Below are 21,563 nucleotides of genomic sequence, written 5' to 3' on the forward strand. Positions count from 1 at the left end.
CCGACCATGACCGCATGATGGCCGCCCGACGACCGCTACGTGTCCTCCCCGCCCTTCGTCACCAGATCCGCGTCGTGCACCAACAGGGCGATCTGGACACGGTTGTTGAGGTCCAGCTTGGCCAGGATGCGGGACACGTGCGCCTTGACCGTCGGCAGGCTCATGTACAGCTCCGCCGCGATCTCCGCGTTCGAGCTGCCGCGCCCCACGGCGAGCGCCACCTCCCGCTCGCGCGCCCCGAGCCGGGCCAGCCGGCCGGTCGCCGTGTCCTTGCGTACGGGGGTGGGCGCCCCCGCGACATGGGTCATCAACTGCCGGGTGACGGCCGGGGAGAGCACGGGCTCACCCGCCGCCACCTGCCGTACCGCCGCGACGATCTCGGCCGGCGGCGTGTCCTTCAGGACGAACCCGGCGGCGCCCGCGCGCAGCGCCCTGAGCACCTGCTCGTCGGCGTGGAACGTGGTCAGGACGAGGACTTCGGGCGCTCCGGCGCGCGCCCGCAGGAGTTCGGTGGCGGTGAGGCCGTCCATGGCCGGCATCCGGATGTCCATGAGGACGACGTCGGGGGTGAGTTCGCGGACGAGTGCCTCGACCTCGGCGCCGTCGGACGCCTCTCCCACGATCTCGATGCCGTCCGCACCCCCGAGCATGAACGTCAGTCCCGCGCGTACGAGTGGATCGTCGTCGACGATGAGCAGCCGGATGGTCGTGGTGGTCATGCGGACCACGGTAGCCAGGCGCGGACGGCGAAACCCCCGTCATTCGTCGGACCGTGCTCGAACCGGCCGCCGGCCAGGGTCGCGCGTTCGGTCAGTCCGATCAGCCCCTGGCCGGATCCCGGTACCTCCGGAACGGGGCCGCTCGGCGCCTCGTTGCGTACCTCCACGGTGATTCCGTCTCCCGGGCCGCCGCTCACGAGGACGGTCGTGCCGGTGCCGGGTGCGTGCTTGCGCGCGTTGGTCAGGCCCTCCTGGGCGATGCGGTAGGCGGTGCGGCCGGTGGCGGTGGGTACGGCCGCCGGGTCGTCGACGGCGCTGTCGATGGTGACCTTCATCCCGGCCTCGCGGGACTCGGCGACCAGGGCGTCCAGCGTGACGAGGGTGGGCTGCGGACGCTCGCCGTCCTCGCCGGGAGCGCGCAGCACGCCGATGATCATGCGCAGGTCCTGGAGCGCCTCGTGCGCGCTGTCGCGGATCACGCCCGCGGTTCTGGCCACTTCGGGGGCCGGCGCGTCGGGCCGGAACTCCAGCGCGCCCGCGTGGACGCTGAGCAGCGTCAGCCGGTGCGCCAGCACGTCGTGCATCTCGCGGGCGATGGCCTCGCGGGCCAGGCGCTGTGCCTGCTCGGCCCGGAGCGCGGCCTCGTTCTCGGCACGTACGGCGCGCTCACGCAGCGCCAGGACGAGCCGCCGACGGGACCGTACGAGCATGCCCCAGGCGACCGCGAGCAGCGTAAGGAGCGCTCCGAGGATGACCGCGACGAAATGGGTGACCGTCGGGTCGGGCCGCAGATACGCCTGGGCGGTCATCGCCGCGAGAGACAGGGCCGCGACGTAGGCCACGGGCCTGAACGGCCGGTGGACGGCCAGGCTGAAGAGCGCCACGAGGGCGGCGCCGCTCGCCGCCGGTGACACGATCTGCACGAGGTTGAGGCCGACGGCCAGGGCCACCGGCCAGCGCCGCCGCACCCAGAGTGTGCCGCAGGCCGCCAGGCCGCTCAGCAGGTCGGCCATGATGACGAGCTCGCCGTTGCCGGCCTTCTCGGACGCGTCCAGCGAGACCATGCCGATGAAGACGGCGAAGAAGAAGACCATCAGGTCCACGACCCAGTCGCGCACGGTACGCCGGAGCCGGCGCCCGCCCCGTTTCGCGGCGCGCTCGGGGTCGAGGGACCCCGCCATGGCCGAGGGCAGCAGCCAGGGGTATTCCGTACGCGTCATACGGCCAATCTATGCAGGTGGGGGCGGAACGCGCTGCTCGTGAGCGGTGTGCGGCTACCAAAGTCGCGGGTTCATCGACTTTGGGCCTGGCTGGTCGGGGGTCGTAAGGCCCGGGGTGTGCGGGCGGGTGCATGCGCGCTCGCTGTCGCCGTCCGATTACCGCCGGTGCCAAGGGGTGCCGGGCCGGTTTGATCGAGGGCATCCGCAGCACCCACCTGTCGCCCGCCGTCGCGGGCGACCGACCGAAGGAAGCAGCCATGTCTGTATCGAGTTCCGCGCCGGCCGGCAGAACCGCGCTGGTCACCGGCGGCAGCCGGGGCATCGGGGCGGCGGTCGCCCTGCGGCTCGCCCGGGACGGCTTCGACGTCGCGATCACCTATGTCGCGGACGAGGCCGCCGCGCGGGCGGTCGTGGGGAAGATCGAGGCGACCGGGCGGCGCGGCCTCGCGCTGCGCGCCGATTCGGCGGACCCCGCGCAGGCCGTGGGCGTGGTGGAGCGGGCCGTCGACGGTCTCGGCGGGCGGCTCGACATCCTCGTCAACAACGTCGGCATCGGACTGCTCGGCCCCATGGACACCTTCCCGGTGACCGAGGTCGGCCGGCTGCTGGCGGTGAACGTGCAGGGCGTCTTCCTCACCACGCAGGCCGCCACCGCGAGGCTCGTACACGGCGGCCGGATCGTCACCGTCGGCAGCTGTATGACCCAGCGGGTGCCCGGCCCCGGCGGCACGCTCTACGCGACGAGCAAGTCCGCGCTGATCGGGCTGACGAAGGCGGTGGCACGGGAGTTGGGCGAGCGGGGCATCACCGCGAACATCGTCCACCCGGGCCCGACGGACACGGACATGAACCCGGCCGACGGCCCCTACGCGGCGAGTCAGAGCGCGATGACCGCGCTCGGCCGGTACGGGTCCGCCGACGAGGTGGCGTCGATGGTGGCCTTCCTGGCGAGTGACGAGGCGGCGTACGTCACGGGTGCCGAGTTCGCGGTGGACGGCGGGCACGCCGCGTAACGGCGTCGGCGGGCGGTCAGCCGCCCAACTCGCGGTGGCGGGCGGCCAGTCGGGTGGCGCCCTCCTCGGTGAGCGAGCCGAAGAGGCGCAGTCGGGAGATGCCGCCGTCCGGGAAGATGTCGATCCGGACCTGACGGGCCGTCACGGGGCGGTCGAGGACGAAGCGGTGGTTGGTGTCGGGCTGGAGGCGGGTGCGGGGCAGGACCTCGGTCCACTCCCCGTCCCGCGTCCCGGCTCCGGGCTCACCGTCGCGTACGGAAAGGGCCGCCCAGCCCGCCGAGTTGCCCTTCAGATACGCCGTGTCGATCTCGACGGCGCGGATCTCGGACCGCTCGGCCAGCTCGTAGCGGATCCAGTCGTTGCCCCGGTCGCGGCGCCGGCGTGTCTCCCAGCCGTCGTCCATCTGGCGTGAGCGGCCCGGCTGGATGGTGTTGGTGGCGGGTGAGTAGAAGCGGTCGGATGCGTCCTCGACCCGGCCGCCGTTCTCCAGGGCGGCGAGGTCGAACGTACCGAGGGCGGTCAGCCACACCGGGTCGGGCGCGACATCGCCGTACACCCGCAGTCGCGCGATGCCGCCGTCGGGATGCTGGTTCACCCGCAGATGGGTGAAGCGCCGCTCGGCACGGACGGCGAAGCCGTTGGCAGCGTGTCCGCCAACAGCCGTACGGGGCACGAGAGTTGTCCATTTCACGCCGTCGGCCAGCAGCTCGGCCGGGGACGGCGAGCCGGGCAGCGACGTCGCTTCGACGGACACGGCCCGCGGGTAGTTGCCCCGGAAGTGCGCCGTGTCGACGACGATTCCGCGTACGACACCGGGGGCACCGAGCCGTACGAGAGCCCAGTCGTGGTCCTCGTCGGCGGGGTGCGGCCGGTCGGCGGAGGCGCCGCGCCTGCGGCGGGTCTCCCAGCCGTCCATGATCTTGCCCTTGTGCCCGAAGCGCTCCGGATCGAACTCGGCGGGGCCGGGCTTGAGCAGATTCTCACGCTCGGCGAAGAACTCGTCGTTGGCCGCGACGACCCCGGCGCCGAGCCTGCGGTCGGCCAGGTCGACAAGGTGGGTGAAGGGGTGGTCGGCGGAGCGGTAGTCCGCGTACGGATCGCCGCCGCCGTACGGCGCGGCGTCACCGGTGAAGGTGGCCTCGGTGGCCTCGGGCGGCGTCTGGGCAGTGGACGGGGACGGGGTCGAGGTCGGGGGCAACGGGCTTGTGGGCACGGTCAGTTGGTCCTTTCGAGCAGTCGGCCCGAGGGCTCGGCGATGGCTCCGTCGGCGACGATCCGCCGGCCGCGCAGCCAGGTCGACCTGACGACGCCGTACAGCGTCCTGCCCGCGTACGCGGTGACACGGTTGCGGTGCTGGAGCGCGGCGGGGTCCACGGTGAACGAGTCGTCGGGCGCGAGCACCGCGAAGTCGGCGTCACGCCCCGCCTCGATGGCGCCCTTCCTGTCCAGCCCGGCCAGCGCGGCGGGGGCCGCCGACATCCAGCGGGCCACGTCGTCGAGCGAGTGACCGCGCCGGCGGGCCTCGGTCCACACCGCGGGCAGGCCGAGCTGGAGGGAGGAGATGCCGCCCCACGCGGTCGCGAAGTCGGAGGTCTTGAGGTCGGTGGTGGAGGGCGAGTGGTCGGAGACGACGCAGTCGATCGTCCCGTCGGCCAGCCCCTGCCAGAGGGCGTCCTGGTTCGCGGCCTCGCGGATGGGCGGACAGCATTTGAACTCGGTGGCGCCGTCCGGGACTTCCTCGGCGGTGAGGGTGAGGAAGTGCGGGCAGGTCTCGACGGTCAGCCGTACGCCGTCCCGCCTGGCCGCGGCGATCAGCGGCAGCGCGTCGGCGGACGACAGGTGCAGGACATGGACCCGGGCGTCGAGCCCGCGCGCCGCCGCGATCAGCCCCTCTATCGCGGCGATCTCGGCGTCGCGGGGGCGGGAGGCGAGGAAGTCGGCGTACTTCGCGCCGTCACGCTGCGGTGCTGCGGCCAGTTCGCGCGGGTCCTCGGCGTGCACGATGAGCAGCCCGCCGAAGCCGGCGATCTCGGCGAGCGAACGGCCGAGCTGTGCGGCGTCCAGTTCGGGGAACTCCTCGACGCCGGACGGCGACAGGAATGCCTTGAAGCCGAACACCCCCGCTTCGTGGAGCGACTTGAGGTCCTTGACGTTGTCGGGCAGCGCGCCGCCCCAGAAGCCGACGTCGATGTGCGCCTTGCGGCCCGCGACCTCGCGTTTGATCCGGAGGTGGGCCGTCGTGGTGGTCGGCGGCAGGGAGTTGAGCGGCATGTCGATCAGGGTGGTGATGCCGCCGGACGCCGCCGCGCGGGTGGCGGTCCAGAAGCCCTCCCACTCGGCGCGGCCGGGGTCGTTCACATGCACATGGGTGTCGACGAGGCCGGGCAGTACGACGTCGTCGCCGACGTCCTCCACCCGGGCGCCCGGCGGGGGCTCGTCGGGCCACTCGTGGGGGAGCACGGCGGTGATCGTGCCGGCGGCGACGGCGACCGACGCGGGGCGCGTGCCCTCGGGGGTGACGACACGCGTCGAGCGCAGCACCAGGTCCACGTGCCGGTCCGGGCCGGTCATCGGCGCCACCCTCACTTCTCCGTCGGGTCCAGGGGGAATCCAGGAAATTCAACGAACTGTTGAAGGAGTCTTCATGCCCGACCGCCGGTCCGTCAAGGCCACCCCGCCCGCTACGGCGCCCGCTGCACTACACTGAGGTGTTTCCGCAAAGTGAAAATCGAATTTCGCAAGACAGAAGACCGCTCCACCGCCTACGGTACGGACCGATCACTCCAGGTGACGGACGACACCCGGACAGGCACCCTCTGACCGGCGAAGACGTGGATCGGCCCGCTGATCAGGACACCGGTCGCCCGCCTGGGCGCCCGGTAAACTGCTGACTCGCCCCGCCCGTCCCGACGCCCCGAGAGGACCGTTGTTGTGCCGACGTCCAGCGCCGCCAGCGCCACCGACGCTGCCAAGCCCGCCTCCGCGAGCGGCGGCGTCCAGTCCCTGGAGCGCGCCTTCGATCTGCTGGAGCGGATGGCGGACGCGGGGGGCGAGGTCGGCCTGAGCGAGCTGTCGGCCAGCAGCGGTCTGCCCCTGCCGACCATTCACCGGCTGATGCGTACGCTCGTGGCCTGCGGTTACGTACGCCAGCAGGCGAACCGCCGGTACGCGCTCGGCCCGCGTCTCATCCGGCTGGGCGAGTCGGCGTCGCGGCTGCTCGGCACCTGGGCGCGGCCGTATCTGGCGCGGCTGGTCGAGGAGACCGGCGAGACGGCGAACATGGCGCTGCTCGACGGCGACGAGATCGTGTATGTCGCGCAGGTGCCGTCCAAGCACTCGATGCGGATGTTCACCGAGGTCGGCCGGCGCGTGCTCCCCCACTCCACGGGCGTGGGCAAGGCGCTGCTCGCGCACACGTCGGCCGAGGAGGTACGGGCGCTGCTCGCGCGTACGGGTATGCCCGCGGCCACGGAGAAGACGATCACGACGCCCGACGGCTTCCTCGACGCGCTGGAGGCCGTTCGCGCGGCCGGTTACGCGGTGGACGACAACGAGCAGGAGATGGGGGTCCGCTGTCTGGCGGTTCCGGTGCCCAACTCCCCCACTCCGGCGGCGATTTCGATCTCGGGCCCGGCCGGACGCGTCACGGAGACGGCCACCGAGCGGATCGTGCCGATACTCCAGGAAGTGGCGCGGGACCTGTCCGAGGTCCTGGCGAGCACGGCGGCGGCCCACCAGCAGTCCTGAGCCCTCTGCCGCCCGCCCGGAAGCCGAGGATCCACCGGACAGGACCTGGCTGCCGTACGCCCCAATCCCCTGGGGCGTACGGCGCTCAGGCGCCTCTGATCCGGTACCCGATACCTGAAAGACCGGGTGGGCGGCGGCGCTTCATGCGGTCGTGCTGGTCATGCGGGTCGTGCTGATGACACCGGTGGCTCTCAGTGCCCTAACTCTCCGAAGAGGTCTACCGCCTTCCTGACATCCATCAGGGTGGGCGCCAGAGCGCTCACCGAGCCGATCGAACCGACGATCAGCAGCAGCGAGCGGCGCATCCGCCGGATCTCCGGATCGCCTCCCGCCACCATCGCGGCCATCGCGGCAAGTTCTTCCTCCGCGATTCCCCTGTCTCTGAACTCACTCGGATACGCGGCGAGTTCCCGTCTCAGTCGCGCCACGGCGAACCGCAGCCCGGTCAGCCGGGGATCCTCACCCTGCTCTGTCACTCGCGTATGCCCCACGCTCCGCAACAAAGTTCTCCCCCTCGCACGCCATCGTGCTTGTGCCTTCGGCATGATGCCCGCCCCTCCGGCGCCTCCCTGTTGACACGCCTGGCGCCGTGAGACGCCGCACAGTAAACGCCACCCGGGAGGCCTTCCGCCACCGAATGAACAGGATTCAACTTGTTGAAGTGACGTATCGCCAGGTGAGCGCCCGACAACGTTCTGACGCGCCGTCCGACACGGACGGACGGGCCGGGGGCGGCGGAGCGCGAAAGGCCTGGTGAGGTAAGGAGAACCTATGAAAAAGAACGATCACGGAGAGTCGCCGGTCGCGGGGCTGCTGCTCGCGGCAGGCGGGGGCCGGCGGCTGGGCGGCCGGCCGAAGGCGCTGCTGCCGTACCGGGGGCGTCCGCTGGTGGAGCACGCAGTGCGGTCACTGCGGGAGGGCGGCTGCGAGCGGGTGTACGTGGTGCTCGGCGCCGCCGCCGACGAGGTACGGGCCCGCGCCCAGCTGCCGGACTGCGTACTGGTCGACAACCGTCGGTGGGCCGGCGGCATGGGCTCGTCCCTGCGGGCCGGACTCGCCTCGCTGACAGAAGCCGCCACGCACCGCGCGGCGCTGCTGATGCTGGTCGACCAGCCGGGCATCGGTCCGGCGGCCGTGGCACGGGTCCGGGCCGCGTACCGCTCCCCGGGCACTCTCGCCTCGGCCTCCTACGGAGGTGAGCGCGGGCATCCGGTGCTGCTCGGCGCGGACCACTGGGCCGGGATCGCGGCGGGTGCGACGGGCGATCAGGGGGCACGCGGGTATCTGAGAGACCGCGCGCGGGACATCGTTCTCGTCGAGTGCGGGGATGTCGCGGACGCGTACGACATCGACACGGAGGAGGATCTGTCGCACCTTGAGTCCTGAGTGGGGACGGTGGCACTGAGCGCCACGGTCTCTCGCCCCGGAGAATCTCGACATCAACAAACCATTGAACTTCCACCATGAGGAAACTAGTATCCACAGGCCAGAAGCGCCCGACCCCCCGGAAGGCGCCCGTGACCCGGCCCGGAGCCCCGGCACCCAGTGCCCCCACGGTGATCCGGCGGTCGCCGGAGGCCGCCCCTCGAAGGAGTGACAGCTCATGTCCGCACCAGCGCCGTCCCCGCTGGCCGTCGTCGATGCCGACACCCTGCCCCGGCAGGACGAGGTCCTCACCGACGCGGCTCTCGCCTTCGTGGCCGAGCTGCACCGCAGGTTCACCCCCCGCCGTGACGAGCTCCTGATCCGCAGGGGCGAGCGGCGCGCGGAGATCGCCCGTACGTCGACACTGGACTTCCTGCCGGAGACCGCGGCCGTACGGGAGGACGACTCCTGGCGGGTCGCGCCGGCCCCGGCCGCGCTGGACGACCGCCGGGTGGAGATCACCGGGCCCACCGACCGCAAGATGACGGTCAACGCGCTGAACTCCGGCGCGAGGATCTGGCTCGCGGACTTCGAGGACGCCTCGGCTCCCACGTGGGAGAACGTCATCACCGGCCAGCTCAATCTGATGGACGCCTACGCGCGGAAGGTCGACTTCACCGACCCGGTGTCCGGCAAGTCGTACGCGCTGAAGGCCGACGGCGAACTCGCGACGGTGGTCACCCGCCCGCGCGGCTGGCACCTGGACGAGCGCCACCTGCGCCTCGGGGACCGCGCGGTACCCGGCGCGCTGGTCGACTTCGGGCTCTACTTCTTCCACAACGCCCAGCGTCTGATCGAGCTGGGCAAGGGCCCGTACTTCTACCTCCCGAAGACCGAGTCGTACCTCGAAGCGCGGTTGTGGAACGACGTGTTCGTCTTCGCCCAGGAGTACGTGGGGATCCCGCAGGGCACCGTCCGCGCGACCGTACTGATCGAGACCATCACGGCGGCGTACGAGATGGACGAGATCCTGTACGAACTCCGGGACCACGCCTCCGGGTTGAACGCCGGGCGCTGGGACTACCTCTTCTCGATCGTCAAGAACTTCCGTGACGGGGGAGCCAAGTTCGTGCTGCCGGACCGCAACGCGGTCACGATGACGGCGCCGTTCATGCGCGCGTACACCGAACTCCTCGTCCGCACCTGCCACAGGCGCGGCGCCCACGCCATCGGCGGCATGGCGGCCTTCATCCCCTCCCGGCGGGACCCCGAGGTCAACAAGGTCGCCTTCGCCAAGGTCAAGGACGACAAGGACCGCGAGGCGGCGGACGGCTTCGACGGCTCCTGGGTCGCCCACCCCGACCTGGTCCCGATCGCGATGGCCTCCTTCGACGCGGTCCTCGGCGAGCGCCCCCACCAGAAGGACCGCCTGCGCGAGGACGTATCGGTGACCGCGGCCGAGCTGATCGCGATCGACTCCCTCGACGCCAGGCCCACCTACCAGGGTCTGGTGGGCGCGGTCCAGGTCGGCATCCGCTACATCGAGGCGTGGCTCCGGGGCCTCGGCGCGGTCGCCATCTTCAACCTGATGGAGGACGCGGCGACGGCGGAGATCTCCCGCTCCCAGATCTGGCAGTGGATCAACGCGGGAGTGGTCTTCGAGAACGGTGAGACGGCCACCGCCGAGCTGGCCCGCGAGATCGCCTCGGCCGAACTGGCCGCGATCCGCGCGGAGATCGGCGAGGAGGCGTTCACCAGGGGCAAGTGGCAGCAGGCCCACGACCTGCTGCTGACGGTGGCGCTGGACGAGACGTACGAGGACTTCCTGACCCTGCCGGCGTACGAACAACTGCGGGGCTGAGCCGCGTCTTCACGACACCTTCACGGGGTATCGCCCCCCGCCATCACTCACTGGGGGGACGCATGAAGCGGTGGGCGAACGAAGGCCCGAACGGCCCGCGCCCGATGACACCGGCCCTGCGGGTGGAGATCAGATCGGATCTCAACCACGCGCGGGGGCGGATGATCTACGGGGTCGTACTGGCCGCCCTGGGTGTCGGGGTGAACATCTGGACGTTCACGAACGGCATCGGCCAGATCGCGGTCCTCGTCGGCGGCCTCGCCCTCGGCCCCCTGGTGTTCCTGGGCGGCTACGTCTCGGACCTGCGGATACGGCGGTATCTGCGCAAGCACGATGTGTCGATCGACGCGTGAAGGACCGGCGTTCCTGATCTCACTTGGTGCCCGCCTTCCACGCGGCGGCGGGGAACGCACACCTCGCCCTCGCGTGCTCGGCGGGCAGCAGGCGGACCTGGGAGGCGGGGACCTTGAAGGCCGCTTCGGTGTCCTCGTTCCACAGGGCCGCCTCTCCCCCGGTGACACCGAACGACAGAAGAGGGCGGGCCGGGTCGAGTTCGCCGTCCTGGACGTTCAACTCGGCCTTGGGGACGGTCGGTTCGACGCAGGTCCAGGCCGGTTCGACGCCGAAGTAGGACGGTGGGCGCGTCCGCTGCGCCGCCGCCGACTTCACCTCGTCGACCGCCGCGCCGGCCGACTCCAGTGCCAGCAGGCTCACCTGAGCGGCCACCAGGAGTTGCGCGGCCACGTACAGCGGGGCGTTCAACTGCTCGCCGGGACGCAGATAGGTGGCGTGGACGTGCTTGGCCATCCCCCAGAGGGCCGGCACGACCAACGCCACGCTCAGGAAGCTCAGCAGCTTCAGCGCGGAGGCGGTCTGCCAGATGCCGGGGACGTCCAAGTCCCCCCGCTTCAGGCCCAGTTCCGTCGCGTAGATCGCGTGCAGCAGCGATCCTGAAGCCACGGTGAACGACGCGACGAGCGTGAGCGTCACCGGCGCCGCCCAGGCCAGCCACTCGCCCCAGGTCCACTGGCGCACCAGCAGCCAGATGCCGGTGATGGTGACCAGCACCGCCGCGAAAGTCAGCATCTGCAACGGGGTCCAGCCTTCGCCGCCCGGTCCGATGGGGGCGAGTGCGAGCACGAGAAGGAAGCCCGACGCCAGAAAGGTGGCGAAGACACCGAGCGCGCGTCCGCCGGACTGGAACATCAGGCTGCCGACGCGCGCGGCCACCACGAAGCACACGGCGGCGAACACCACCCACAGCCAGGTGCGGAAGCCCGACTGCTGCCTCGCGACCACCGCGCAGAACGCCATCACCGCCAGCCAGGCGAAGAGCCTGTACGTCCAGCGCTGCCGGTCCTCCTCGCGGCGCGGCACGATGTGGGCGCGCTCCTTGCCGTGCAGCGCGCGTACGTCGGAGCCGGTGCCCGCGGGGGCGCCGCCGCCCGGCAGGGTCATCCGGGACAGCCGTCTGGCCTCCGAAGCCGTACCGGTGACGAGCATGCCGGTGTCGTAGCGCCCTCGGCGTTCCCTGTACCGGGCGCGCGCCAGGGTCAGCCGCCGGCGGAGCCGCCCGGGGACGGTGAGCGGGCGGGGCGCCGGACCGGGTGCGGGGCGATGGGCGACCGTGTGGACCAGCCACTCGGTCAGCTGCTCGCGGTCCCGCTCGACCAGTTCGCAACGGCGTACGTGCATCTCCAGCCGCGCGGCCTTCGCCAGCCGCTCCACGCGCCAGGCCGCCGCGCGCTCGGTCCTGCGGTTGCGCGCACCGAACAGCCGGACCTCCACGACATAGAGCCGCGAGCCCGGCACCGGGCGCAGTACGCCGGCGGATATCCCCTCGCCCCGTACGGAACTGTCGACCAGGGGCCACCCCCGTTGCTCGAACTCCCGCTCCGCCTGGTCCCAGTCACGCTGCCGCCCTCTGACCTCGACCAGGGCCAGCACCCGTTGGTCGTACCGCACACCCTGCACCCGAATCCCCCGATGAGTTCTGGTCGGCGGTGAGGTCTACCCCACATGGACACCCCTACCGATACACGATTTCCCGACCACGGACCCGCCTGTCGCAGCATTGCCGGGCTGCTCAATGGAATTGACGAGAAGCATCTCGCGTCGCCCACGCCCTGCCCGGAGTACAGCGTGCGTGAACTGCTCGCGCATCTGGTCGGGCTGACCCTCGCCTTCCGGGACGCCGGGAAGAAGGAGCTGGGGGTGACGACCGACTCGTCGCCGAGCAAGGCGCTGCCCCAACTGCCGGACGGCTGGCGGGGCGCGCTCCTCACGCAGCTGGACGGGCTCGTCGAGGTCTGGCGGTCGCCCGGCGCCTGGCAGGGCTTCACCCGGGCCGGCGGGGTGGATCTGCCGGGCGAGGTCGCGGGGATCGTCGCGCTGAACGAGCTGGTGGTGCACGGCTGGGACCTGGCGCGCAGCACCGGCCAGGCGTACGAGGTCGACCGGGCGAGCCTGGAGGCGACGCTCTCCTTCCTCGAACCGGCGGCAGCGAGCGCGGAGTCGGGCGACGGGCCCGAGGGCCTGTTCGGCCCTCCGGTGCGCCTCCCGGACGGCGCGCCGCTGCTCGACCGGGTGATCGGCCTGAGCGGCCGCCGACCGGACTGGCGGCCGGGTCTGTAGGACGGGGACCGGTCCGGGGTGGGCGCGGCGCCGGGGAGCGCGCCCACCCCGGGTGTCCTAGGCCGTGCGCAGCAGCGCCCGTGCCTCCTCGCGGAAGCGGGCGTCCGCGCCTGACGGGTCCTGGGAGAGGCCGGGGATGAAGACGTGTGCGTCCCGTTCCGCCAGACTCGTCAGGCGGCTGAGCTGACTCTCCGTCAGGTTCCCTGCTCCGACGGCCCGCAGGACCTCCAGTGCCGTGTACGGGTCGGAGTTGGTCTCGGCGGATGTCAGTGCCGCGTCCGCGAGCCGGGTGAGGTCCTGGTTCGCCGGGTCGACGGCGAGGAGAGCGAGTGCCGCCGCCGCGGCGTGGTCGCGGTGGGCGAGTTTGCGTTCCAGGAGTGGGGCGAGCGGGCGGCCCTGCTCGCCGAGCTCGCCCGCGGCCCGTGCCGCGCGGATGTTCTGCCAGCGCGTCCAGTCGCCGTCGGCCTCCTCCAGTACTCCGGCGATGATCGGCAGGGCTTCGTCGGCGCTGCCCGTGAGCCGCCACAGCGCGCGGGCGATCTCCGTGTCGGCGTCGAGGCGGGGGGTGTTGCGCTTCTGCTCCGGGGAGCCGGACGCGGAACCGGACTCGGGGCCGGACTCGGGGCCGGACGGCTTGCGGGCCGCGTCGCTCAGCGCGGCGCGCAGGTACGGCAGCAGTGCCGGTGCCTGCGAACTGTCCAGCTCCGCCGTGCGTTTCGCCGCCTCGGCCACATCCCGCCCGCCGGCGACCAGGGCCTCGGTGACGGCCCCCACCAGCGGCTCCGGCTCCCCGGTGAGACGGAGCAGCGCCGAGCCCAGTTCGATCGGGCTCTGCTCGGTGAGGTCCGCCGCACGCAGCGCCGCGGCGACACGGTCCCGTTCCTCCGGTGGGCAGACAGTCGGCAGGGCGCGCAGGGCGACGAACGGATACCGGTCCAGCGCGGCGAGCAGCTCAGGCACGGCCGGTGCCGCGCGGCGCCCCCAGCCGGCCAGGACCAGGCCGAGGTGGATCGACTGGTTCCACGGGATGTCGCTGTCCGCCAGCCAGGCCCGGATCGCGTCCAGCAGCTCCGGTACGTACGGGAACGCGCCCGGGGCACCCTCATGACCCGCCGCCTCCCAGCCTCCGGCGTACGCCTTCGCCGCCCCGTCCAGCGCCGTCGGACGGTTCGGAAGGTCCGCGGCCAGCAGCGGGGCCGCCTGCTCGGGGACCGTCGCGACCAGTACCGCCAGCGCCCGGTCGGCCAGTTCGCCACCCGCCGTGGCGATGGCCATGAGCGCGGGGACGGCGGGCGCCGCGTCGCGGCCGAGGTGCTTGACGAGATACAGCGCGTCACCCGCCGACGACGGGTCGTCCAGGAGCGCGGTCAACGGCCCGGCGAGGCGGGCCGACGCGGCACGCGAGACCTCGCAGGCGTGCTCGGCCGCCGCCACGGCCTCCTTGCGCGCGTCCGCGTCCGGGTGCCGCAGCCCGGCGTCGACCAGTGTGAACGCCGCCTCCCGCGCCTCGTCCGTGTCCCGGTCGAGCAGCACCTCGGCCACATACCGCAGCGGCTCCGCCTGCTCCTGGACGAACCGGCTCGCGACCAGTGGCGCGGCGGGCAGCAGAGCGATGAACGCCTCGTGATGGGCACCGGTCCACGGCAGGTCCGCGTCCACGCTCGCCAGCAGCGCGGCCAGCCGCACCGGCGCGGCCTCCACCGCCTCCCCGGCGTCCCCGCCGATGCCGAGCACGGCCCGCTCGAACTCCCCCGCGCCCGCCGGATCGAGCCATACCGCCCCGGCCAGCGCCTCCGCCCGTACCAGCGGTTCCAGCTCCTCCTCCCAGCACCGCCGCAGCACCGGAAGCACCTGCTCCGTCGCGCCCGAGCGGGCCGCCGCCCAGACCGCCGCCTGTCGTACGGAGCTGTCGGGCGACTCGACCAGCGGGAGTATCAGGGGCAGTTGGGCGGTCACGGCCACCCGGCACGCGCCGGGCGTCTCACTCCGCTCGTCCTCGCTCTCGGCGATATGGCCGATCAGCGGAAGCACATCGCCCGGCCGGACACCGGCGGCGGCGAGCCGGGCGAGATACGGCACCGCATAGGGCGTGGCCTCGTACACCGAGCCCTGGTGGACGATGTTTCCGTAGAGCTCGTACAGCGCCTCCTCCGCCTCCTCGGCGTCGTCGCTCGCCAACGCCCGTAGCTGGTCGGGGACATCGTCGGCGCCTCCGTAGGCGTGCTCCCGTTCCGCCCAGGGCTGTGCGTCGAGATCGGCGAAAATCTGTGCGAGATCCATGAAGCGAATCCTGGCACGAGCCTCTGACAACGCGGCCCGGCCCGGCTCCACATGGGACCGCGCACGCGTGGGCCGCGACCGGGCTGTTGACTGGGACCGTCACCTGCGCCGGGCCGACCCCCCGGTCCGTGAGGAAAGGCCGCCGCCCCATGCCGTACGCGCTCCGCCGCCCGCTGCTCGCACTCCTGCTGGCACTCGCCACCCTGTGCGCGGCCTGCACGGCCGCCGCGCGGGAGGACACACCGGCGGCGCTGGACGACCCGGCGAAGAAGGAGATCGCGATGCGGCTGGTCTCCAGCGCCGAGAACGCCTCGCTCGACTGGAAGGCGCAGTACCGCTACATCGAGGACATCGGCGACGGCCGCGGCTACACCGCGGGCATCATCGGCTTCTGCACCGGCTGCGGCGATCTCCTCAAGGTGGTCGAGCGTTACGTCGCGGCCCGGCCGGACGGCAACGTGCTGGGCCCCTTCCTCCCGGCACTCCGCGCGGTCCGGGGCGGCGACTCGCACGACGGGCTCGGCCCCGCGTTCACCAGAGCCTGGCAGCGGGCCGCCGCCGACGATCCGGCGTTCAGGAAGGCACAGGACGACGAGCGCGACCGGGGCTACTTCGACCCGGCCGTCGACACGGCGAAGGCCGACGGGCTCGGCGCGCTGGGGCAGTTCATCTACTACGACGCGTACGTGATGCACGGCTCCGGCGACGCACGGGGCTCCACCGGCTTCCGCACGATCCGCGAACAGGCCCTGAAGGAGGCCGAGTCACCGGCGAAGGGCGGTGACGAGGCCGCTTACCTGGACGCGTTCCTCGACGCCCGCGTCGCCGCGATGCGCCGCGAGCCGGCGCACGCGGACACCAGCCGGGTCGACACGGCGCAGCGCGTTTTCCTCTACGCGGGCAATCTGGACCTTGAACCGCCCCTCAAGTGGAAGGTGTACGGCGACACTTACCGCATCGCCGGGAGCTGAGGGGGCGGGGCGCGAGAGCGGCACTACCCTGCCCGTATGGCACTTGAATGGGAACAGGTAGTGGTGGACTCGGCCGACCCGGCGGCGCTGGCCCGGTGGTGGGCCGATGTCCTCGGGTGGGTCGTGGTCAATGACGAGGACGGCGAGTACGAGATCCGGCCCGCCCCGGATCGTATGCCAGGGCTGCTGTTCCTGGCCGTACCGGAGAAGAAGACCGTGAAGAACCGGCTCCATCTCGATTTCCGCCCCACCGACCACGAGGCCGAGGTTCAGCGGTTCCTGTCCGCCGGCGCGCGCCGCGTCGACGTGGGTCAGGGTGACGACGCCACCTGGGTCACCCTCGGGGACCCCGAGGGGAACGAGTTCTGCATCCTCCGGTCACGGGGAGTCCCCAGCGGCCAAACCGCCGCCTCGGACTGATCAGCCGGTGTGGAGGATCCGGGACCCGTGGCCGTCCGAGGATCCCGTCGGCCTCGTTGACGTCGGAAACGGCCAACTCAAGCCCGGCGAGCAGGTGTTGGCCCGCCTCGACCCATCCGGGCCGGGTCAGCGGAACGAGAGCGCCGATCCGGACGGCTGATTCGTCAGCCCCCTCCGTCGCAGGTGGCGGGGGTGGCGAGGGTGGCGTACTCATGCGTTGGCGTCTCCCGACCGACGGTTCACGGGCAGTGCGGCAGCAGTATGCCCACGGCGACGCTCCCCGCGCATCGGAGATTTCTTTGACCGGGCCATGGGTGTACCTCGCCGCCAACCTTCGGTAGGAAAGCTTCCTAACAGAACACCGAAGCGATCGACTCCCCCCATGGAGGTCCGGTGCCAACCCCCCACACACGCACCCGCACGTTCGGAATGGTCCCCCGCGTCCTGCTCGGACTCGTCCTGGTCGCGGGGCCGGTGACGGCCGTCGCCCACGCCGTGCCCGGTGCCGACAGGGCCGACGTCACGGCGGCGGCCGTCGCCGCTCCCGGTCTGGACGACCCGGCGAAGAAGGAGATCGCCATGCAACTGGTCTCCAGCGCCGAGAACTCCTCGCTCGACTGGAAGGGCCAGTACGGCTACATCGAGGACATCGGCGACGGCCGCGGCTACACCGCCGGCATCATCGGCTTCTGCTCCGGCACCAGCGACATGCTGGACCTGGTCGAGCTCTACACCGAGCGCGAGCCGGACAACCCGCTCGCCTCCTACCTTCCCGCCCTGCGCGCCGTCGACGGTACGGACTCCCACGAAGGGCTCGACCCGGGTTACCCGGACGCCTGGAAGCAGGCGGCCCAGGACCCGGCGTTCCAGACCGCGCAGAACGACGAGCGCGACCGCGTCTACTTCAACCCGGCGGTCAACCGCGGTAAGGAGGACGGCGTCGGCACGCTCGGGCAGTTCATCTACTACGACGCGATCGTCATGCACGGCGACGGCAACTCCGACGTCAGCTTCAGCGGTATCCGCCAACGCGCGCTGGACCAGGCCCGGCCTCCGTCGGAGGGTGGCGACGAGACCGCGTATCTGAACGCCTTCCTCGACGCCCGGGTCTGGGCGATGAAGCAGGAGGAGGCGCACGAGGACACCAGCCGGGTGGACACCGCGCAGCGGGTGTTCCTCGACGCGGGCAATCTCAGTCTGGACCCGCCGCTCGACTGGAAGGTGTACGGGGAGGACTTCCACATCGGCTGATCCCCCCGGGGCGGAGGCCCCTGAAGTCGGTGCCGGGGCGGCGCACTTGGCTGCCCCGGCACCGATCCGCCCTCAGTGAACCGTCAGTGAGCAGTCAGTGAGCCGTCAGTGAAGTCTCGCCGGAGCCGGTACGGGCGCTCCCCTTCCCGCCCCAGTGGTTGAACGCCAGATTCAGCACGATCGCCACCACACACCCCGTACTGATCCCGGAGTCCAGCACCACCAACAGGTCCTCAGGGAACGCGTGGTAGAAGCCCGGCGCCGCTATCGGTATCAGTCCGATCCCGACGGCGGCGGCCACTATCAGCGCGTTCTCGCCCTTCTCCAGCGCGGCGCCCGCCAGCGTCTGAATACCGCTCGCCGCGACCGAGCCGAAGAGCACGATGCCCGCGCCGCCGAGAACCGGCAGCGGGACGAGCGCGATCACCGAGGCGAGCACCGGGCACAGGCCGAGCAGAACGAGGATGCCGCCACCGGCAGCGACCACGAAGCGGCTGCGGACCTTGGTCATGGCGACAAGACCGATGTTCTGCGCGAAGGCGCTGCACATGAAGCCGTTGAAGAGCGGGCTGACGGCGCTGCCGAGCGTGTCGGCCCGCAGCCCGCCCTTGATGATCCGCTCGTCCGCCGGCCGGTCCACGATCTTGCCGAGCGCCAGCATGTCGGCGGTGGACTCCGTCATACAGACGAGCATCACGATGCACATGGAGACGATCGCCGCGATCTCGAACTGCGGCGCGCCGAAGTGGAACGGCGTCGGGAAGCCGACCAGTCCCGCGTCCTTGATCGCGTCGAAGTCGGTCATGTTCAGCGGAATCGCCACGACGGTGCCGACGACCAGACCGAGCAGGATGGCGATCTGCTGGAGGAAGCCGCGCAGCACTTTCCGCAGGACCAGCACGATCAGCAGGGTGAGGCCGGCCATTCCTATGTTCTTCATGGAGCCGTAGCCGTCGGCTGTGGCATCGCCGCCCTGCGACCAGTTGAAGGCCACCGGGAGCAGCGAGACGCCGATCAGGGTGATGACGGTGCCGGTGACCACGGGTGGGAAGAACCGCACCAGTTTGGAGAAGTACGGTGTGAGGACGAACCCGAGCACGCCGGCGACGATGATCGCACCGAAGATGACGGTGATGCCCTCGGCGCCGCGCTCCCGCCCGATGGCGATCATCGGCGTGACACCGGCGAACGAGACGCCGTTGACGAACGGCAGCCGCGCACCGACCTTCCAGAAGCCGAGGGTCTGGAGCAGCGTGGCCAGGCCGGCTGTGAAGAGGCTGGCGCCCATGAGGAACGCGGTGTCCCGGGCGTTCAGCCCCACGGCCGGCCCGACGATCATCGGCGGCGCCACCACGCCCGCGTACATCGCGGCCACGTGCTGAAGGCCGCTGGTGAACGTCTTGAAGGGCGGGAGGGTCTCGTCAACCGGATGCCCGCGGTCCTGGCCGGACATCTCGTCGGGGGCGGGTACGTCTTCGCGAAGCCTGGGCCTGGCTGCCACGGGGGTTTCCTCCGGTCGGTTACGCGTCGGCGGCGACGCGGGTGTCAGGGAGGTGCTGGGGGAAGTGGGGTCACGCGAGTGATCCGCGACGTAACGGGGCTGTGTTACGTACACGAGTCACCGCCCCGGGTGGTGGCGCACCGTCGTGCGGTACGCCACCACCCGGACGCGGCTGCCAGGAACCCCGCTCGGGTCCCGTGGCCGCCGGTCGAGGGCCGTCCCCCTCGACCGGACGTCCGGAAAGTCCGGCCGGGCTTCGTCAGCCCGCCGCCGCGATGCTCGCGAGGCGCCGTGCCTCGGTACGCGTCGAGCGGGCGACGGCGTCCTCGTCCACCGTGGTCAGGTGGTTGTCCTCGACGACGGTCCTGCCGTTCACGAGGGAGAGGGTGACGGGCGCGGCGGCGCCGAAGACCAGGGCGACGACGGGGTCCGCGATGGCGGAGTGGGCCAGGGTGTCCAGCTTCCACAGCACCAGGTCGGCGAGCTTCCCGGTCTCGATAGAGCCGAACTGGTCGGCGCGGCCGAGGACTTGGGCGCCACCGTAGGTGCCGAGCCGCAGTGCCTGACGGGCGTTCAGGGCGGACTCGCGGTGGGCGCCGAGGCGGTTGATGAGCAGTGCGTTGCGCAACTCGGTGTGCAGTTCGCCCGATTCGTTGGACGCGGTGCCGTCCACGCCGAGGCCGACGGGGACGCCCGCCTTCAGCATGTCGGGTACGCGCGCGATACCGGCCGCCAGACGGGCGTTGGAGGACGGGCAGTGGGCGACGCCCGTGCCGGTGCGGGCGAAGGCGGCGATGTCGGAGTCGTTCATATGGACGCAGTGGGCCATCCATACGTCGGCCCCGAGCCAGCCCGTCGACTCGAAGTAGTCGGTCGGGCCCATCCCGAACAGTTCCTTGCAGAACTGCTCCTCCTCGACCGTCTCGCTGCCGTGCGTGTGCAGCCGTACGCCCCTGCGGCGCGCCAACTCGGCTCCCTGACACATCAGTTCGGTGGAGACGGAGAACGGCGAGCAGGGTGCGACGGCGATCTGTGTCATCGCGTCGAACGAGGCGTCGTGGTAGCGGTCGACGGTCGCCTCGGTGGCGGCGAGCGCGTCGTCCAGGGACTCGACGGCGAAGTCCGGCGGCAGTCCGCCGTCCGACCGGCCCCGGTCCATGGAGCCGCGGGCGAGGGTGAACCGTACGCCGGTCTCGGCCGCGGCCCCGATGATGGCGCCGGTGAGATCCCCGGAGCCGCGCGGGTACACGTAGTGGTGGTCCATCGCGGTGGTGACTCCGCCGCGCGCCATCATCGCGAGCGAGCCCTGGGCGGCGGCGCGCACCATCGGCTCGTCGATGCGCGCCCAGGTCGGATAGAGCGCCACGAGCCAGTCGAACAGGTTGTGGTCGGTGGCCAGGCCCCTGGTGATCCACTGGTAGAAGTGGTGGTGGGTGTTGACCAGTCCGGGGGTGAGCAGATGGCCGGTGGCGTCGACACGCCGTACGACGTTCTCCAGGCCGGCGGGCGCGCTGCCGGCGCCCACGGATTCGATGAGGTTGTCCGCGACGACGACGTGACCGGACGCGTACTCAGTGTCGTTCGCGTCCACGGTCGCGATGGCACAGTTCTCGATGACGATGCGCGAATCCGCCATGGCGGGTTCTCCTTCTTCCCGTTGAATGGACGGATCCGGGCTAGAGATTGGTCATGTCGAGCGGGATCCGCGCTTCGACGCCGTCGCGCAGCACGGTCGCCTCGATGAGGCCGTAGGGGCGGTCGGCGGCGAAGTAGACGGCTCCGTCGGGGGTTTCGTTCTTCAGGCCGAACGGTTCGAGGTCGACCAGGAAGTGGTGGTTGTTGGGGAGGGAGAAACGGATCTCGTCGATCTCGCCGCGGGATTCGATGATCCGCGAGCCCATTTGGTAGAGCGTCTGCTGGAGGGAGAGGGAGTACGTCCCCGCGAAGGCCTGGAGCAGATGCGTGCGCGCCTGGTCGTAGGAGTTCTCCCAGTCGGGCATCGGCTCGGCGTCGTCGGTCCAGTTGTAGCGCCACCTCGCGGAGACGTCGGTGGCGAGTATGCGGTCGTACGCCTCGCGGAGCGTCGTGTACTTGTCCTTGACGTAGCCCCAGAACTCGGAGTCGGTCGAGTTCAGCACCGTCAGATCCTTGAGGCCGGAGATGATCTCCCACTCCGAGCCGTCGTAGGTGATCTGCGCGACGCGGGTCTCCTGGCCCTTGCGGACGAAGGAGTGTCCGGCTTCTTCGGGGCCGATGCGCTCCCAGGCGTACTCCTCGATCCGGATACGCGCCCGGTGGATCGGGTCCTGGCTGGTGACGAAGTGCCGGGCGAGATGGATGCCGAACTGCTCGGCGGACTCGATGCCGTGCTCCTTGGCGAACGCGTACACCGTGTTCTTGGTGGTGTCGGTCGGCAGGACGCTGGCGTTGGAGCCGGAGTAGTGGACTTCCTCCATGTCGCCGGAGAGGGCGACCGAGACGTTCAGATCCTTGATGTGGTGGGTGTCGCCGTCGCGCGCGATCTTGACGACGCGGTTCTCCGCTTTGCCGTACTGGTTCTGGCCGAGAATGGTCGGCATCT

General features: G+C 71.2%; 19 protein-coding genes and 1 pseudogene. 9 read left to right on the plus strand and 11 right to left on the minus strand.

The genetic code is table 11. The features are described 5' to 3' along the window. Positions 1-35: 35 nt before the first annotated feature. Both OIE74_RS06975 and OIE74_RS06980 read right to left on the minus strand, forming a co-directional pair. Positions 36-719: a response regulator transcription factor gene (locus OIE74_RS06975; protein ID WP_329379501.1), complete on the minus strand. Its 684-nt coding sequence runs from the start codon at positions 717-719 to the stop codon at positions 36-38. Next, complete coding sequence (locus OIE74_RS06980) at positions 716-1,939, minus strand: sensor histidine kinase (RefSeq protein WP_329379503.1); 1,224 nt, start codon at positions 1,937-1,939, stop codon at positions 716-718. The genes OIE74_RS06975 and OIE74_RS06980 overlap by 4 nt, the downstream gene beginning before the upstream one ends. 257 nt (positions 1,940-2,196) lie before the next feature. Here OIE74_RS06980 and OIE74_RS06985 point away from each other — a divergent pair, with 257 nt between their 5' ends. After that, positions 2,197-2,952 (plus strand): SDR family oxidoreductase, encoded by a 756-nt coding sequence (locus OIE74_RS06985; RefSeq protein WP_329379505.1) that lies wholly within the window; start codon positions 2,197-2,199, stop codon positions 2,950-2,952. 16 nt (positions 2,953-2,968) lie between these two features. Here the strand turns inward: OIE74_RS06985 and alc are convergent, their stop codons facing one another. Beyond that, complete coding sequence (gene alc, locus OIE74_RS06990) at positions 2,969-4,150, minus strand: allantoicase (RefSeq protein WP_329392198.1); 1,182 nt, start codon at positions 4,148-4,150, stop codon at positions 2,969-2,971. Positions 4,151-4,167: 17 nt separating this feature from the next. Next, on the minus strand, positions 4,168-5,523 hold the full coding sequence (allB, locus tag OIE74_RS06995) for an allantoinase AllB (RefSeq protein WP_329379507.1): 1,356 nt from the start codon (positions 5,521-5,523) through the stop codon (positions 4,168-4,170). Positions 5,524-5,883: 360 nt separating this feature from the next. On the opposite strand from allB, the gene OIE74_RS07000 reads away from it, so the two are divergent. Continuing rightward, the gene (locus tag OIE74_RS07000) at positions 5,884-6,699 is read left to right on the plus strand and encodes an IclR family transcriptional regulator (RefSeq protein WP_329379509.1); all 816 of its coding nucleotides are present in this window, start codon (positions 5,884-5,886) and stop codon (positions 6,697-6,699) included. A gap of 191 nt (positions 6,700-6,890) precedes the next feature. Here the strand turns inward: OIE74_RS07000 and OIE74_RS07005 are convergent, their stop codons facing one another. After that, entirely contained in the window at positions 6,891-7,202 is a 312-nt protein-coding gene (locus OIE74_RS07005) for a DUF5955 family protein (protein WP_329379511.1), read from the minus strand. 268 nt (positions 7,203-7,470) lie between these two features. Between OIE74_RS07005 and OIE74_RS07010 the strand changes: the two genes are divergently transcribed. From OIE74_RS07010 to OIE74_RS07020, 3 genes are all read left to right on the plus strand, one after another. Then, entirely contained in the window at positions 7,471-8,085 is a 615-nt protein-coding gene (locus tag OIE74_RS07010; RefSeq protein ID WP_329379513.1) for a nucleotidyltransferase family protein, read from the plus strand. Between the two features lie 217 nt (positions 8,086-8,302). Next, positions 8,303-9,925: a malate synthase A gene (gene aceB / locus OIE74_RS07015; RefSeq protein WP_329379515.1), complete on the plus strand. Its 1,623-nt coding sequence runs from the start codon at positions 8,303-8,305 to the stop codon at positions 9,923-9,925. Between the two features lie 62 nt (positions 9,926-9,987). Next, positions 9,988-10,278 (plus strand): hypothetical protein, encoded by a 291-nt coding sequence (locus OIE74_RS07020; protein ID WP_329379518.1) that lies wholly within the window; start codon positions 9,988-9,990, stop codon positions 10,276-10,278. Between the two features lie 19 nt (positions 10,279-10,297). On the opposite strand, the gene OIE74_RS07025 is transcribed toward OIE74_RS07020, so the two are convergent. Continuing rightward, positions 10,298-11,890, minus strand: coding sequence for an NnrS multi-domain protein (locus OIE74_RS07025; RefSeq protein WP_329379520.1), 1,593 nt, complete (start codon positions 11,888-11,890; stop codon positions 10,298-10,300). Between the two features lie 54 nt (positions 11,891-11,944). Here OIE74_RS07025 and OIE74_RS07030 point away from each other — a divergent pair, with 54 nt between their 5' ends. Beyond that, entirely contained in the window at positions 11,945-12,559 is a 615-nt protein-coding gene (locus OIE74_RS07030) for a TIGR03086 family metal-binding protein (RefSeq protein ID WP_329379522.1), read from the plus strand. Between the two features lie 57 nt (positions 12,560-12,616). Here the strand turns inward: OIE74_RS07030 and OIE74_RS07035 are convergent, their stop codons facing one another. Then, positions 12,617-14,839 (minus strand): HEAT repeat domain-containing protein, encoded by a 2,223-nt coding sequence (locus OIE74_RS07035; RefSeq protein ID WP_329379524.1) that lies wholly within the window; start codon positions 14,837-14,839, stop codon positions 12,617-12,619. A gap of 149 nt (positions 14,840-14,988) precedes the next feature. On the opposite strand from OIE74_RS07035, the gene OIE74_RS07040 reads away from it, so the two are divergent. Together OIE74_RS07040 and OIE74_RS07045 are read left to right on the plus strand one after the other, a co-directional pair. Then, positions 14,989-15,810 (plus strand): chitosanase, encoded by an 822-nt coding sequence (locus tag OIE74_RS07040; RefSeq protein ID WP_329379526.1) that lies wholly within the window; start codon positions 14,989-14,991, stop codon positions 15,808-15,810. A gap of 36 nt (positions 15,811-15,846) precedes the next feature. Further along, positions 15,847-16,230, plus strand: a complete 384-nt coding sequence (locus OIE74_RS07045) for a VOC family protein (RefSeq protein WP_329379528.1) — start codon at positions 15,847-15,849, stop codon at positions 16,228-16,230. Between the two features lie 28 nt (positions 16,231-16,258). On the opposite strand, the pseudogene OIE74_RS07050 reads toward OIE74_RS07045, so the two are convergent. Further along, positions 16,259-16,444 (minus strand): annotated as a pseudogene (locus OIE74_RS07050) (ABC transporter substrate-binding protein); the annotation flags it as partial. Between the two features lie 179 nt (positions 16,445-16,623). Here OIE74_RS07050 and OIE74_RS07055 point away from each other — a divergent pair. Beyond that, positions 16,624-17,481 (plus strand): chitosanase, encoded by an 858-nt coding sequence (locus OIE74_RS07055; RefSeq protein WP_443076043.1) that lies wholly within the window; start codon positions 16,624-16,626, stop codon positions 17,479-17,481. 94 nt (positions 17,482-17,575) lie between these two features. Here the strand turns inward: OIE74_RS07055 and OIE74_RS07060 are convergent, their stop codons facing one another. The 3 genes from OIE74_RS07060 to pucL form a co-directional block, all read right to left on the minus strand. Beyond that, positions 17,576-18,934 carry a nucleobase:cation symporter-2 family protein gene (locus OIE74_RS07060; RefSeq protein WP_329392200.1) on the minus strand — a complete coding sequence of 453 codons (1,359 nt, stop codon included), beginning with the start codon at positions 18,932-18,934 and terminating at the stop codon, positions 17,576-17,578. Between the two features lie 307 nt (positions 18,935-19,241). Next, the gene (locus OIE74_RS07065; protein ID WP_329379531.1) at positions 19,242-20,618 is read right to left on the minus strand and encodes an 8-oxoguanine deaminase; all 1,377 of its coding nucleotides are present in this window, start codon (positions 20,616-20,618) and stop codon (positions 19,242-19,244) included. Between the two features lie 40 nt (positions 20,619-20,658). Further along, a complete protein-coding gene (pucL, locus tag OIE74_RS07070; protein WP_329379534.1) occupies positions 20,659-21,561 on the minus strand; it encodes a factor-independent urate hydroxylase in 903 nt (300 codons plus the stop codon). Positions 21,562-21,563 lie beyond the last annotated feature (2 nt).

Origin of the sequence: Streptomyces sp. NBC_01716 (assembly GCF_036248275.1) — a bacterium.
GTDB lineage: Bacteria > Actinomycetota > Actinomycetes > Streptomycetales > Streptomycetaceae > Streptomyces.